This window comes from Alteromonas sp. OM2203 (genome assembly GCF_048517045.1).
Lineage (GTDB): Bacteria > Pseudomonadota > Gammaproteobacteria > Enterobacterales > Alteromonadaceae > Alteromonas > Alteromonas gracilis.
The window spans coordinates 164,536-179,456 of record NZ_CP183210.1 but is presented as its reverse complement, the minus strand read 5'-3'; the positions used below and the strand labels follow the sequence as shown (position 1 = coordinate 179,456).

12 protein-coding genes are annotated in these 14,921 nt (G+C 40.1%); 7 read left to right on the top strand and 5 right to left on the bottom strand.

All coding sequences use genetic code 11. The features are described 5' to 3' along the window. Positions 1-9: 9 nt before the first annotated feature. The 3 genes from ACM0P2_RS20630 to ACM0P2_RS20620 all read left to right on the top strand — a co-directional run bounded on the left by ACM0P2_RS20630 (position 10) and on the right by ACM0P2_RS20620 (position 4,720). Entirely contained in the window at positions 10-1,494 is a 1,485-nt protein-coding gene (locus ACM0P2_RS20630; RefSeq protein ID WP_236547237.1) for a sulfatase, read from the top strand. After that, the gene (locus ACM0P2_RS20625) at positions 1,495-3,546 is read left to right on the top strand and encodes a methyl-accepting chemotaxis protein (RefSeq protein ID WP_419227735.1); all 2,052 of its coding nucleotides are present in this window, start codon (positions 1,495-1,497) and stop codon (positions 3,544-3,546) included. It abuts the gene before it with no gap. A 343-nt stretch (positions 3,547-3,889) separates the two neighbouring features. Further along, entirely contained in the window at positions 3,890-4,720 is an 831-nt protein-coding gene (locus tag ACM0P2_RS20620) for a response regulator (protein ID WP_159120534.1), read from the top strand. 79 nt (positions 4,721-4,799) lie between these two features. Here ACM0P2_RS20620 and ACM0P2_RS20615 read toward each other — a convergent pair whose 3' ends face one another. Then, positions 4,800-6,548 (bottom strand): putative bifunctional diguanylate cyclase/phosphodiesterase, encoded by a 1,749-nt coding sequence (locus ACM0P2_RS20615; RefSeq protein ID WP_159120473.1) that lies wholly within the window; start codon positions 6,546-6,548, stop codon positions 4,800-4,802. Between the two features lie 232 nt (positions 6,549-6,780). Here ACM0P2_RS20615 and ACM0P2_RS20610 point away from each other — a divergent pair, with 232 nt between their 5' ends. Beyond that, positions 6,781-7,254: an Lrp/AsnC family transcriptional regulator gene (locus ACM0P2_RS20610; RefSeq protein WP_159120474.1), complete on the top strand. Its 474-nt coding sequence runs from the start codon at positions 6,781-6,783 to the stop codon at positions 7,252-7,254. A gap of 34 nt (positions 7,255-7,288) precedes the next feature. Here ACM0P2_RS20610 and ACM0P2_RS20605 read toward each other — a convergent pair whose 3' ends face one another. Together ACM0P2_RS20605 and ACM0P2_RS20600 are read right to left on the bottom strand one after the other, a co-directional pair. Next, positions 7,289-7,936 carry a hypothetical protein gene (locus ACM0P2_RS20605; protein ID WP_159120475.1) on the bottom strand — a complete coding sequence of 216 codons (648 nt, stop codon included), beginning with the start codon at positions 7,934-7,936 and terminating at the stop codon, positions 7,289-7,291. 329 nt (positions 7,937-8,265) lie between these two features. Further along, positions 8,266-9,147 carry a hypothetical protein gene (locus ACM0P2_RS20600; RefSeq protein ID WP_159120476.1) on the bottom strand — a complete coding sequence of 294 codons (882 nt, stop codon included), beginning with the start codon at positions 9,145-9,147 and terminating at the stop codon, positions 8,266-8,268. Between the two features lie 169 nt (positions 9,148-9,316). Between ACM0P2_RS20600 and ACM0P2_RS20595 the strand changes: the two genes are divergently transcribed. Together ACM0P2_RS20595 and ACM0P2_RS20590 are read left to right on the top strand one after the other, a co-directional pair. After that, positions 9,317-11,119, top strand: a complete 1,803-nt coding sequence (locus ACM0P2_RS20595) for a glycoside hydrolase 43 family protein (RefSeq protein ID WP_159120477.1) — start codon at positions 9,317-9,319, stop codon at positions 11,117-11,119. A gap of 108 nt (positions 11,120-11,227) precedes the next feature. Further along, on the top strand, positions 11,228-12,250 hold the full coding sequence (locus tag ACM0P2_RS20590; protein ID WP_159120478.1) for a HipA domain-containing protein: 1,023 nt from the start codon (positions 11,228-11,230) through the stop codon (positions 12,248-12,250). A gap of 241 nt (positions 12,251-12,491) precedes the next feature. Here ACM0P2_RS20590 and ACM0P2_RS20585 read toward each other — a convergent pair whose 3' ends face one another. Then, positions 12,492-13,502 (bottom strand): YhdH/YhfP family quinone oxidoreductase, encoded by a 1,011-nt coding sequence (locus ACM0P2_RS20585; RefSeq protein ID WP_159120479.1) that lies wholly within the window; start codon positions 13,500-13,502, stop codon positions 12,492-12,494. A 206-nt stretch (positions 13,503-13,708) separates the two neighbouring features. Between ACM0P2_RS20585 and ACM0P2_RS20580 the strand changes: the two genes are divergently transcribed. After that, a complete protein-coding gene (locus ACM0P2_RS20580) occupies positions 13,709-13,831 on the top strand; it encodes a hypothetical protein (RefSeq protein ID WP_236547235.1) in 123 nt (40 codons plus the stop codon). A gap of 186 nt (positions 13,832-14,017) precedes the next feature. On the opposite strand, the gene ACM0P2_RS20575 is transcribed toward ACM0P2_RS20580, so the two are convergent. After that, a complete protein-coding gene (locus ACM0P2_RS20575; protein WP_419227733.1) occupies positions 14,018-14,905 on the bottom strand; it encodes a ThuA domain-containing protein in 888 nt (295 codons plus the stop codon). Positions 14,906-14,921 lie beyond the last annotated feature (16 nt).

Sequence of the window (14,921 nt, the reverse complement as noted above, 5' to 3'; positions counted from 1 at the left end):
ATTAGAGAAATGTTACGAAGAAAAGCTTTCTTACTAGGAAGTATATTTGTTTTTGCTGCAGCTAATGCCTTTGGTGGAAACACGTCAAAAGATTTTAATAATCGTCCAAACATTCTTATGTTAGCTGTCGATGATTTAAACAGCTGGGTAGGAGCGATGAATGGCCATCCTAGCACCAAAACGCCAAACATTGACAGACTGGCTTCAGAGGCCATCACGTTCACTAATGCCCATGCTCCAGCACCACTTTGTGGCCCATCAAGAGCAAGCATTATGACCGGACTTCTTCCTTCAACAACGGGAATATATGGGCATGTGCAGGACAACGACATTCGTTCTGCAAACAGTAAAGCTGCGCAGTCAACGTTTCTCAGTGAGTACTTTAAACAACACGGATATTATACTGCAGCTGTAGGCAAAATATTCCATCAAAGTGTTGCTGACGGAAGTTTCGATGTGTTTGGTGGAAGAGAGCATTTGTTCGGGCCATATTCTCCCGAGCCAATAAAGTGGGATAGGAAAGGAACCAGCACTGACTGGGGCGCCTACCCTGAAAAAGATGAAATGATGCCAGACTATGATTCGGCTCAGTGGTTAGTCGAGCAGTTACAACGTAAACATGACAAACCTTTTTTTATCGCTGGTGGATTCCTTCGTCCACACGTGCCTTGGACCGTGCCTCAAAAGTGGTTTGATATGCATCCCATCGAGAACATTGAGCTTCCCCCGTATTTACCGAGCGATTTGGATGACGTGCCAGAAATTGCTAAGCGCATTTCTAATTATGACATGATGCCAACGACGGATTGGGCAATAGAATCTGGAGAATGGAAGAATATTGTGCAGGCTTATTTGGCAAGTATTTCTTTTGTTGACCATTATATTGGTCAAGTGCTTGATGCGCTCAAAGCTAGCGAATATGCCGACAATACTATCGTCGTTTTATGGGGGGACCATGGCTATGATGTAGGGGAAAAAAATCGCTTTGCTAAAATGGCGCTATGGGAAACGTCAACAAAAACTACGCTTATCATCAAGTCACCGAGCTCTTCTTCAGGCAGCAAAAGTGACCGCCCAGTAAGTCTGGTCGATCTATATCCCACACTGGTAAAAATGGCTGGTTTGCCAGAAAACCCGCTCAATGAGGGGAACGATATCACCCCGTTGATCTCCAACCCGAATGCCGATTGGGCGCACGTTGCTTTAACCACGTTTGGTCCTAACAACCACGCGGTAAAGAGTGAGCGATTTCGATACATCCACTACGAAGACGGAAGTGAAGAATTATACGATCACTCAACAGATCCTAACGAGTGGAATAACTTAGCTGGTAATCCTTTCTATTCTGATGTCAAAAATGAGCTTAAAACTAAGCTACCTAAAGAAAACGCTAAGTGGTCGTCTGTTTCTCAGTTCAAAAGTAATGAGTACTTTAAGGCATTAACTGAATCTAGTCAGGATAAAAAGCAACAAAACTTATCAAGAGTTCGATGAATGAACAGTATGTCTGTAAAGTCCAAAATTTCTTTGCTAGTGATAACACCACTAATCATTATTAGCGCGCTTGCAGTCGAAAAAATTTACTCGGCAAACGAAAAACGAGCACAGCTCATTAATATTGATGTATTACTCAAATACTTTCATGTTATGTCACCACTCATAGACTCCCTTCAACAAGAGCTGCTTTACTCAAACTTCTATATAGAAAGTAGCAATAAAGAAATCAGTGTGGGATCTGAAATCGAAAAGAAACTTACCGAAAGTAGGCGTGACGTTGATACGGCCATAGCGAACTTTGACAGTTATATTCAGCAAAAACAAAATTTAGGTGTTCTCAGTAGTCTTGAGGTAATGAGAACTACGTTAAAAGCTATCAATCAACAACTACTCAAACTTGAAATTAGTCGTAGTGTTATTGATGAAAGAAAAAGAAATGCAACAAACCCAACCGGAGACGGCAAAGTATGGCCGCTCGCAGAACTCACGAATTTAATAAATGCATTGGTCAATAGTGGGTTTTCAGTATCTGAAGGTACAAATGGTAATGGGTCGTTAAAAAGGTTAAGTGACGCGTTTTATATTATTCTAAAAGCTAGAAATACGAATATGTTGCAGCTAACTCAGTTAAATCAGGCGTCTTATGGAATTGTAAATGGTAGTCGTTTTGCGACAATCATTTCTCTCTACAATCAAGAGAAGCAACTTATCAATGACTTCGAAAACCTTTCTTCAAAATCAGCACTAAACGTTTTCGAAGAAGTCTTAGTGTCGAAAAAACAATTTAAAGACTACATGGGCATCCTTGAGTCAATTAGAAAAAGGGGCTCAAGCCAAATAGGTATGGCCCTTGATATCGATGTGGATACTATTAATTTTTTACAACAAAGCTTGAACAGTAGTTATGCAGATGTCATTGATGTTTTACTCGAGCAAATAGAAAGAGAGAAATCTGAACAATTAGCAAATTCGGAAAGCGTACTTTTAATTACCTTTTTGGGCACCCTTCTTCTTATCTCATGTTTAACAGCATTTTCATTTTTAATTACAAAAAGCATAATTCGACCACTTTCTTCAATTGTCGGGTTGTTGCGGACGCTTTCGCAAACTAAAGACCTCACTGTAAAAAGTGTAATCGTGGGAAAGAATGAGCTTGGTGAATTAAGCCATACTGTAAACGTGCTTATAGAGTCTTTCAGTTCGACGCTTTCAATAATTCGAGACGGGATTAAGTTGTTAGAAAATAATTCTAAAAACGTTGCTACATCAGCGTTTGATTCTACCCACTTGATTGAACAGCAGAAGGCTGGAACGTACAGTATTTCTGTTGCTATTGAACAAATGACTGCAACGATAGAAGATATTGCCACAGTGACAAAGGCAGCGTTCGAGAGCGCAGAGAGTGCAAAAGCGTTGACGCTAGAAAAAGAAAGCGACTTACAGAGTTGTCTCCATGCGATGACAAATTTGTCGAACGAACTTGCACAAACGCAAACAGCGGTTCTGCAGTTAGAAGTACAAACAACGGGGATCGAGCAAGTTACAAAAATTATTAATCAGATTGCAGAGCAAACGAATCTTCTCGCTCTAAACGCCGCGATTGAAGCCGCTAGAGCCGGTGAAAACGGCCGAGGGTTTGCGGTTGTAGCTGATGAAATTAGAGAGCTATCTTCAAGAACTCAGCAGTCGACTGTAAAAATTCAGAATAATATAAATGAACTGTCTTCAGGGATGCAGAGTACAGTAAAACGTGTTTCAGCTCTGGAATCGGAAGGAAAAAATACTCAGGATACAATAAGGTCATTTGTAGCTTCGTTCGACAGTATAATACAAAGTTTCGGGGAGGTTTCCTCTGTGAACAGCAGAATAGCATGCTCTCTGCAAGAACAGTCGGGCGCAGTTAAAGATATCGCAGGACGCATATATGCAATTAATGATGATGCGGAAGATTTGTCGAAAAAGAGTGCAAGCGTGATTCAAGCTGTGGATGAAATTGATAAAAATGCTGAAATGCTAAAAGAAAGAATTTCACACTTTATTTTTCGATGAGTCGTTGAGTATTTTCAAGATTCAGTACCAACTTTATTAGTTAATTTTTTGCTGAAAAGTGAACGTTGTCTCGAAAAGATAATAACGGCATTGAGAAATACTCTATTAAGGAGGGACTTATCTCACTAGTTAAGATGTCACTCGATCTCTTTACTCTACTTCAAAAAACTGTCAACTACATAAAAATAGGTTGTGAATGACAATCCCGTCGTTTACAAGGATGTTTAAGGCAAAATAGACTCTTTCTAAATAAAAATCTTCAGGATTTTAGCTAATATTGTCCACTACGGACAAACGAAAATTAATGGAACTGAACTACCTTCATCCAGGCTGAGAGCTCAATATGTTTTTCGTTGATAATATATCCAATTTTTTTTCCATTATTCCTACCACTAATAAAGAGTTATTTTCAACTAAAAAGCTACAGCGGCTTTGCAAAGCTGACTTGATACTCCTTCAGTCCGAATCAGAGAGCTATATTTTATATGACTCCTATCTAGGGGGGAAGGGAGGTGTCGAATATCAAGAGTTACATAGGATTTTATCTCAAATATTTGGTCAAATTGAAAAGCCAGATAACCCTAATAGCGGAGTAGTCGACCATCGTGGAACTCTTTTCTTTTTTTTGGTGTTAAACGTAAATATGAAACGGGGTGAAAGAGGCAAATTTATACTGATTAGAAGAAATTGCAGACTAGAGTCCTTACAAAGTAGAGAATTCGAAAAAGAGCCAAATCGAATTGCTCAAAATATCACCAATTCTTTTAATCATAGCTTCAAAGCTTCTATTCAAAATAAAGTATTGAAATACCGCGAGTCCGACCCCCGAATCATGTTAGTAGATGATACAGAGATGAATCGAATAATTGGAGAAATGCTATTGAATGAATTAGGGTTTAGCGCTGACCATGCAAGAAATGGATGTGAAGCTGTAGAGTTATGCAAGCGCTTTAAGTACGACTTGATCCTTATGGATTTCCATATGCCGTTAATGACGGGGCCTGTGGCAGCAAAAATGATCAAAGAGTTAGTAACCTATCCTATAAAAATAGTTGCTTGTACATCTGACCAATCCAAAGAAGCAGTGTTATCGTGTTTGGAGGCTGGAATGAGCGGCTTTATACTAAAGCCATTCACAAAAGAGAAGTTACAAAGAGTACTGTTTGATACTTAATGTATCTCATGATAGTTAATTGACTTGTAAATATCAGTTCTACTCTATTGCTAGACTGACATGAGTGCGTGGCAAATTATTAAATAGACAGAGTTTTGATCAGTTCATCTTGAGATTTAGGTTTCGAAAGTAAAAAACCTTGAAATGAATCGACTCCGATAGTTTTAAGAAAAGTATAATCTGACTCATTTTCTATACCTTCAGCGACGCAGTTTAAACTGAAACTTTCAGATAGTTTTCTGATGGATTCTACAATCGCTTGTTTTTTCTTACATTTAGTTACACCACTTATAAAGCAACGGTCAATTTTTATGGTACTTAAGGGTAATTCATTCAAATATGCCAGAGAAGAATGGCCCGTTCCGAAGTCATCTAACATAAATTTAATACCCTTTGCACACAGTTCGTTCATCAACAGTTGGGTTCTTTTTAAATATGTCATCGCTACACTTTCTGTGATCTCAATCCACAGACGACCTCTAGATTTTGGGTATTTTGCTAGCAAGTACTCTAATTTATCGCTGTACATAGAGTCTTTTAACTGAATGCAACTCACATTTATGCTTATATATTTTATATTTTGAAGTTGAGAATTAAGTGCTTTGCACACTTGCTCAGCAACTAGGTTTCCGATTTCAATGACCAAACCAGATTGTTCAGCAATAGGAATAAATTCGGCAGGAGATACAATGCCCAATTGTTTGTTTTCCCATCTGAGAAGCGCTTCTGCTCCCATAATATTATTGTCTTTATCAAAGATAGGTTGATAAACGAGATAAAACTCATCGTTTGTTACTGCTAATTTAAGCTCATTTTCAATACATATACGTCGTTGATATCTAAAAAGGAGTTCGTCGGTAAAAAATAGGTACGGTACTTCTGATTCTTTTGTAACTAAATCCATCGCGAATTCAGTTTGTTTGATCAGTGCTTTTGCGTTTTCTGAAGCTCTAGAGTCACAAAAATCTGAAGGTTTAAATAACCTGATCCCTGCTTTAAACGTAAGAAAGAATTTCTGAGAGTCGATGGAGATATGGTCCTTTAATTTTCGCCTAAAATGTTGAATGTTTTTAGTAACATATTCAAACGCAATAGATTCTGATGGTGTAATATCTTGAAGCAGCACGGCAAGCAGATCGTGCTCTACTCTTGCAATCATGACATTATTGTTCAACCCAAAGCTTACGTGCTCTTGGATCAAAAGAAGCATATCGTCATTGAACGAAAATCTGACAAAGTCTTTCGCTGAACTAAAACGTTCAAAATCTATAAATATAAGAGCAGAATAGCCGGATATATTTTTTTTATCGAATAGAGTTGTAAGTGATTCAAAAAAGCAGCTAAATTCTGTCATGTTATCAGTTGATTTTGGCACTATTGTCGAATTCGATGAATTGAGCTCCCTCTGTTTTCTTGTTGCTATAATAGCTAGCTCCACGGAAATTAGAGACAACTTAGCCAGTGTACTTCTCTGACACGTATTGTTCGGTAAATCTACACACAGATAAGTGTGGTCACACAAAATACTGAGTCTAATAGTTTTATTTGCAAATCTTACTAGGAGTGTATCTTCGGTCGAATACTTTAATAAATCTGCTGCTTTTTTAACTCTATCAAGTGACAGAGGTAGTGTCTTATGAGAACTGCATAACAGTGTCGCTGATCTGGCTGGGTGGGACTGAACTATTGCGATTTTAAAATCTGGCAGTATTGATGCGGTTTCTGCAATACATTTTTGCATCATCGCTGACATTCCATTTTCCGCTTGTAGAGTTTCAATTAGTTCGTATTTTCTAAAAAGCGTGAAAAGTTCTTCATTTAGGTACATCTTGATTATCCTATATTACCCTATTTATACAGATTAACATTGGAAATGATTGTTTATGATGTAGAAAACATCGTTATGTGAACCATGGACCTTTTTAAAAAAGGTTTTTATAATAAAAATCTTATTAATGATTGAAATTGAACAATATTGACTTTATGTTATTTGTTGTGAAATGTTTATGCGGTATTTTTGGTCTCATAATTAGGTGTTAGAGACCGTTGAGAGATGCACAGTGGACAAAATAAATTTCAAGATCATTAGAGCGCTTTCCGAAGACGCAAGAATTTCATTCTCTAAATTGGCAAAGAAAGTTCATCTATCCGCGCCTGCTGTTGCTGAGAGAGTGCGGAAGTTAGAGGAGCTAGGTGTCATTACAGCATACAGGCCCATAGTAAACTTGGAAAAACTTGGTATACCTATAAGAGCATTGGTGGAGTGTGACGTCCATAAAGCACAAGAAAGAAAGCTGAAAGCAATGTTATTAGACATGGATGAAGTTATTAAAATATATAATATTACTGGCAACACGACTTTTATAGTAGAAGTTGGAGTAACAGCATTGTCGGAGCTGGACGTATTTCTTGAACGTATTATTGATTATTGTGACACCAATACGAAATTAATCATGCAAATACCGATAGAAGAGGCCCTTCCAAAGAGATTAGAAAAAATGCTAGACAAGAACGCTAAGCGAAGCGAGGGCTAGCCAAGCCCTCGCTTCGAAAGTCAGCAGTTATGTATTACCTATTGGGACTTTTATGAAAGCGGGACAAAAGTACCACCACAATCAACGATAGTATTATGGCTAGTGATGAGGGCTCGTCTACTTGTATTGGCATGGACGCAATCATTGAATTATTAGATATAACGCTCGTCTCACTAATAATTTCTTCAAATGACTCTATTGAGAAGGTAACCGATAAAATCAATTCAGATAGCGGCAATAAACTGAACCCACTAAAGTCAAAAAGAAGCGCTCCTGGCCGTAGTTCAATTTCACTTATAGAAAATCCATCTAAGCCAGTTAAACTAAAAATTTCTATACCCAGTAACGTTCTAGACTCAGTGGTCATAATATTTTGATCGGTTCGTGTTTTGGTCCCATCTGCATTCGCACTTTCGATAGATTTGACACTATTTGTTACGCTAGTTGAAGCAAAGCCCAACACAGTTTCAGTTCCTGGAAAAATGAAATCGGGCAATAAACCTGAGGTTACGGATGGCGCGGTAAGTACACCTAAATCAAGAATACTAAAGAGCGGAGCCAGTTCTCCACCCAGCAAAGCCTCTTTCCCAGGTGTTACTTGCAAGCTTTGGACAGAAATCATTGATGCGAAACTACAAGACGCATGTAGCCAAAAAACTATACCCAATATTATTTTATTCATTAAGACCTCTTTACCTTTTTTCATGGTGTTGTACAGACGAAATTATGGTAACAATTGAATACGTAGTTATCCTTTGAAATACACGTATATAACGGGCAATTAGTTTTTTATAAAAGGATTTCTTATAGGTCTTCGATTAAAAAATACTTTGTTTGAAAAGCCAAAGATCACCACTGATCTTTGTTATTGTTAGCTAGAGATAAAGTCCGAGAGCTTTTGTATAGGCTTACACGACAAGCGCTATGTAACTATTGAAGATTGTATGAGAGATATCAACAAACCTTTTTCACTTCGTTTTGGTTTATTCACACCTCTCTTAATTTGGTCAATCAAGGCATCAATATGGCTTCAATCTGCTTTGGAGTCGCATGTTTGTCTCCACCATTATCCGCACCCGTAATCCACCAATAAATCATGCCGGCATCAGAACTATCAAATTTGCCCGCTTGAAAGGGAACGATACCGTCTTGTTCGGCATATTCGAGCATTTCGTAAATAAGTGAGATACCTTCGTTTTTACTACCTTTAGCCCAATCCCAAGCATCAATTGGCGTTTGCAAGCCTACATTCTGGTCGCCTATTTGATGTTCTTCAACGCCGAAATCTAGAATTTGTTGCCAAGTAAAATAGTCTCCGCTGTTATCATTTGCGGGGTGATGAGAAACTACTTTCACGTATTGTCGTTTGCTAACTTCTGATTCTTGTAGGGCATAGCCAATCACATCAGGTTCGCCGGCTTCAATAATCCACAAGGGACTATCTGCGTTAGCATTGTTGATTGCTAGTGTTAAGTCTTTAATTGCAGCTTGTTGTTCTGCTCTACAATTAAACAATTTTTCAACGTTTTCGAATGGACCAAAAACATTAAGTGCGCGGTTTATAGAACTGTCGAGCACTCGTTGACGTCTGCTCTCGTTTTCTGGATCTATTTGATACCTAGCTTTATTTCTGAAGGGGTCTAAATCGCAAGAGTGAGAAATATGAACAAGTCTGTCGGCAGCGCCGGCCTTATCAAGTAACGCCAATAAAACAGGAGATGCGCCTATATCATCAGGATCAGGTGAATTGCCGTCTATCACAACAGCAAGTGTGCCGCTGGGTAAATTGACGTGCTCAAGAGTCGAAGACTCGGAATGTTTATTGATAATAGATGCTGAATTACAAGCAGAAAGTGCAAAACCAGCCACTACAAGGTTTATTAAAGATTTCACGAGGGCCCCTAACACGTATCTCTTCAAAACCTGAGGCAGGTATATATCCGAAGAAAGTTTGTGATTGTAAATGATTGTTGTTTGTCAATGGTAATCAAAATGTGTCATTATGTAAACATTGTTAACGGTCTCGTCAATATGACTTACTGAAAAGAGCAACTGAAAATTTATGGACACAATTAAGCAAATGAACTTTAAAAAATTGGGTATTGCATCCGTACTACTTACGGTGCTTTCTGGTTGTCAGGTTGATGCTTCAAGTACGCTTTCTGTGCAAGAGAGGCCAACAAAACAGGCAACTACCGGAAGCTTTGGTGATCAAGGCGACGGTACTTATATTAATCCCATTCTAAATGCCGACTACCCAGACTCAGATATCGAGCAAGTCGGTGATACCTATTACATGATTACGTCAAAACAGCACATGTCCCCCGGTATGCCAATACTTAAATCTAAAGACATGGTGAACTGGGAAAACGTTGGCCATGCTTTTTCAAGTTTATCTTGGGCACCGGAATACAACTGGGATCGAATGAATGGCTATTCTTTTGGAGTATGGGCTGGTGACTTAGCGTATCACGAAGGTAAGTGGTACGTGTATCAAATAGACTATCAACACGGATTAATGGTCACAACAGCCGACAATATTGAAGGCCCGTGGAGCGAGCCAATCATGATGCTTTCTAAAGCTGATGTATTAGACGATCCCGCTGTATATTGGGACGAGGAAACACACGAAGCCTACATTATTGTTAACTCAGGTACTAAACAAAAAAGTGCAGATAACACCATTGAAGGTAATGAAAATCGAATTTACCGAATGAGTTGGGATGGCACTAAAATACTTGATGAGGGCAAGCTGGTATATACCGGAATGGGTGCTGAAGCTGCCAAAATTTATAAGAAAGACGGGTATTGGTACATATTCATGGCGCAGTGGACCATGGGAGACAAATCTACAAAGCCTGGCGTTAAAAACCCAAAGAATGATAGAAAGCAATTGGTTTTGCGGTCTAAAGAAAGTATCTATGGACCGTATGAGGTTAAAACCGTATTGGAGAAAGGTTCAGAATTTGGTAACCGTAGTGCAAGCCAAGGTGGGTTAATGCAAGCCCCTGACGGTAGTTGGTGGTATATGCATCAGCTTATTCAAAATGACGATATTCCATTCCAAGGTCGTCCACAATGTCTAGAGCCTGTTACTTGGATAAACGACTGGCCAATTATTGGTGTAGATGAAGATAATGATGGGATAGGTGAGCCCGTTAAACGTTTTGAAAAACCGATAAAAGGTTACCCTATTGCCGCGCCGCGTTCAGATGACGATTTTTCTGCTAGCGATTTAGGCCCACAGTGGGAGTGGAACCATAATCCACGAGACAGTCACTGGTCATTATCAGAACGAGATGGTTGGTTAAGGCTTAAGGCTAGTAAGGTTTTACCGCAAGGCGATAAGTACGGCCCTAAAATTAACGAATGGACTAATAATGATGGTTCAGATGGTGATTTCTGGCGCGCTAGTAATACCATTAGCCAACGTATAATGGGCATTACAACAGGCACGGCTGTAGCTAAGTTCGATATTAGCGGTATAGCACCAAATCAATTAGCGGGTTTTGTTAGGTACGGCGGTACGTTTAACTTATTAGGCGTGGAAGGCCTAGAAGATGGCACAACTCGTTTGTTTTACATGGATGGAATGAGTAAAAAAGAAGTTGGCCCAATAATCGAAAGCGACACGCTATATGTCAGAACTTCTAATGCGAGAAACAAAGCAACGTACGAATACAGCTTAGATGGCAAAAGCTATCGGGCTTTCGGCCCGACTTTCACCATCAGCTTCGGTAAATGGACGGGTGACAGATTAGGCTTCTTTTCTTGGAATGAGAAAAAGGACGACGGTTACATCGACGTAGACTGGTTCAAATACGACTACGATGGTCCCAAGGGTACTCAACAGATGATGTTTTAGCCTAAAACCTTTGGCGATAAAAAAAGGCTGTAGCGTAGTGCTACGGCCTTTTTTAATGAGAGAAAGTATGTAACCTGAATTAGCTCTCACTATTTGCTGGCGAAAAACGTGAGAGTGCCAATAGAAGATGCCTTTGGATTACTCAAAGTTGCCGGTGCTGAATCTGCTGGTGCCATAACCTTGTTGCCGGAGGGCGAGCCGCTTACAAGAGGTGAAGTACATTCACTTACTTACGAAGAAGTGAATGAGCGAATAAAAAATTTGCCAAAAGCGCCTTTGAACCGCGCCGAGCGTAAAAGAATGTCCGTAGCTGGGGCGCAGAACAAGATGCTGGTTATCTATCGCGACGGTAAAATTTTGGAACCTTCGGGATTTTTTCCGTCGACTCACATTCTTAAACCTGAATATTCTTCGCCAGATGTTTATTGCCACACCGTTAGGAATAAATGGTTTGTAATGAAGTTGGCAAAGCTTTGTGGTTTAGACGTCCCTTCGGTAGATATTCGCTATTTGCCAGAGCCGGTATACCTGATAGAGCGGTTTGATCGCGTAGGCTTGTACCCTGATCAACATCGTTGCCATGTCTTAGATGGTTGTCAGTTACTGAGTCTCGCACCAAATATGAAATACCTCAACAGTACAGCAGAGAATCTAAACCAACTGGCGCAGCGCTCCAGAATGAAAGCCAAAACAACGCTGGATATCTTTCGCTGGGCTTTATTCAATGCGTTAGTTGGTAATGGCGACGCTCATCTGAAAAACCTTTCATTCTTCATCAAAGGCTCTGATGTAGTTATGACCCCACATTATGATTTATTGTCGACGGCGATATATGAGCTGCCGCATAAACACATGGATCATGAATTATCCCAGCCTATGGGAAAAGCACAATTCTTGGGAGAATTGTCAGAAGCAAACATTATGGAATTTGCTGAGGAGTTACACGTCCCCGCTTCTTTGGCGGCGGTTCAGGTAAGAAAAATGACAAAAGCTATCGAGCAAAAGGCTAGTCGTTTAATAAATGTTGTTAAAAATGAAGAACAGCATTCTGGCAAAGCTGGGGAGGAGCGTATGGTTAATGAAATATTTCATAACTCCATCAAAGAAACGATCGCTAACCTCAAGCTTTAGCGCGGGTTCTGCTTTGTGACAGCGGAAGTCCAAATTCAAACGCTAAACGCCTAGGTGTTGTCTGAAGCTGAACTTTATCAAGTAAAATACACCGTTAAGGCTCTGGCGTAGCACTAGTGTTCGTACCGTCGACTAATCGCTTGAGGTATGCTTGTTTTCAATTGATGGTGTACGTGTTGGCATAAGCGCCTCATTTCTAAAAATGAAGCGCCTGTTCAGCAATCAGCTTTCATTGTTGAATTTACGCGTCTTTTAAATTCACGACGTACCGGCCAACCACTTTACCATTGAAGAATCTATCTAGATATTCTGGCGTATCATGTAGTGATATTTCTTGATAGTAGCTTTCTAGATTAGGCAGTTTCATGTCTGTCGCTACACGCTTCCAAATATGTTGCTTGTCTTCAAGTGGTATGTAAACCGAATCGACACCCAATAGAGAAACACCCCTTGTGATAAAAGGAATAACGTTCATTGCTATGTCAGGTGAAGCAGCAAGTCCGACAGAAGTGACTCCGCCACCAGGTTTAACTTGCTTAAGCAATCCTGTTAAGTAATCTCCACCTAGCGTATCAATAGCGTGAGCCCACTTAGGCTTGCCGGCAATAGCGTCCTTTACTTCTAAAATAACTTCTCTGTGCAAAACTTCGCTAGCACCCAGTGACTTTAGCTTCTCAGATTGTTCAGGCTTTCCTGAAAAGGCTATAACGTCATAGCCAAGATGAGAGAGTAGGGCAATACTAATACTGCCAACGCCTCCAGTAGCGCCAGTCACACCCACCGGGCCATCACTGGGCTTCGCTCCCATTTTCTCTAATTTTTGTATGCAAAGCGCGGCCGTTAATCCCCCAGTGCCATAAACCATCGCTTCTTTCAAAGACAATGAACTGGGGCGCTTAACTGCCCAATCGGCTGGTATTGATATTTTTTGACCAAGCCCACCAGGAGTGTTCATGCCTAAGTCATAACCAAACACAAGGACTTCGTCACCAGCACTAAAGGTACCTGACTTATCGCTAACTACTACTCCTGCTGCATCGATTCCGGGCGTATGAGGAAAGTTCTGACTAATTCGCTTATTGCCACTTGCTGACATAGCGTCTTTGTAATTTAAAGACGAGTAATGCACATCTATCAACAAGTCATTTTCTGGAAGTTGACTTATTTCCCGCTCAACTACTTTTTTACTAAAGCTATTATCGTTATGCTCTTCAACGAGCAGGGCTTTGAACGTGGTTGAATTGTTACACATAACTTTTCTCCATAAATACTAACGCGCAAATTAAAATAATAGTTGCATCACTACTGGTTGAACGGCGATGAGACGACCAACTCCTTGTCGATGGTATTCTAAAGTCGCCATACTAATGGAAGTACAACCATGAGTTATAAGCAGCTGTTGATGGGGAAAGATACCAGATAGAGACCTACTTGCGCGAGAGTTTCAGTCACCGAGAAATGGGAAATTGCCTGAAAAAGAGTCATAGTACTTTGCGTCGCGAATTCAGGCGTAACAGAACTAGAGGTAGTCACTACATACCCGAAGTAGATCTGGCCAACCTTCATTCTTCATTGAGATGAGGGTTCAATGAAAAATAAAGGTTGGAAGCGTCAGTACATACGAAAAGGCACTGATTGACGAACAGTGATAGATAAGCAGATTACTGACGTTGAAAGATATTAAATATAAGACCGATAAGCTACTTCGGTTTTAAGCAGCCTATTGTAGTGTTTAATAATCCAAATCAAGCAAGAATATAAACTCTACTATTGTGGGCACGCCTGCTTTCCTTGTTCTAATAAAGTAGTTTCGCTTGAGTCTCTCACCCAATCAAATGCGTTCGTTAAAAATTGTCGATAAACGGTTTCATCAAAACTTTTATGCATATGGCCAATAGCAGAATAAACCGCTCGGAAATTTGGTGTGCAAAGAGCCCAAGCAATTGGGTGTTTATCTGGCGTCGACCCCATCCGCAAATTTTCAGGCCAATCGGGGACTACATTGTTTAGCGACTCATAGGTCGTTTCGTCAGTTCCTATTAATACTTGTAGCCCGGGCATATCTGGGATTTTATCGAAACTATACCATTCATCTTCGTGCTCCCATGTTTTCGGCACATTTATCATAATAGGATGATTTGAATTCAAGTTCACCAGTGTCGCTTTCTGAACCTGTGGCCCCATTGTATGACCAATAAATCTAGCGCCAATTAAATTGCTTTGATACCAGTTCCAGTCTCCCATTGAGTAATCTCCAGAACCATGTAGCCCAATCCATGATCCACCATTCAGCATCCAATGCTCGAACATACTTCTTTGCTCTTCATTCAACACTCCGCCTGAGACATTGTTAAAGATCACTACCTCGAATCGGCTGAGGTCTTCTTTGTTGAAAATACCGGGATGTTCAGTTGTATAGATACCGTAACCTCGTGCGCTAGCTAATTCTGTAAAAAACAAATCAGCACCAGAAATTCCCTCATTATGTCTCCAGCCATGGGTGCCGGAAAAAACCAGTATAGCGGGTGTTCGCATATATTCTGTTATTGGCGGCCGGTACTGTTCAAATTGCGCTATTCCTACGTGGTGTTTCGCACAGCCGAAAATAATGGGCGGAATAAGTAGTACCAATACTAGATGCTTTTTCAAGGGCATTGTTAGAGCCTTAATT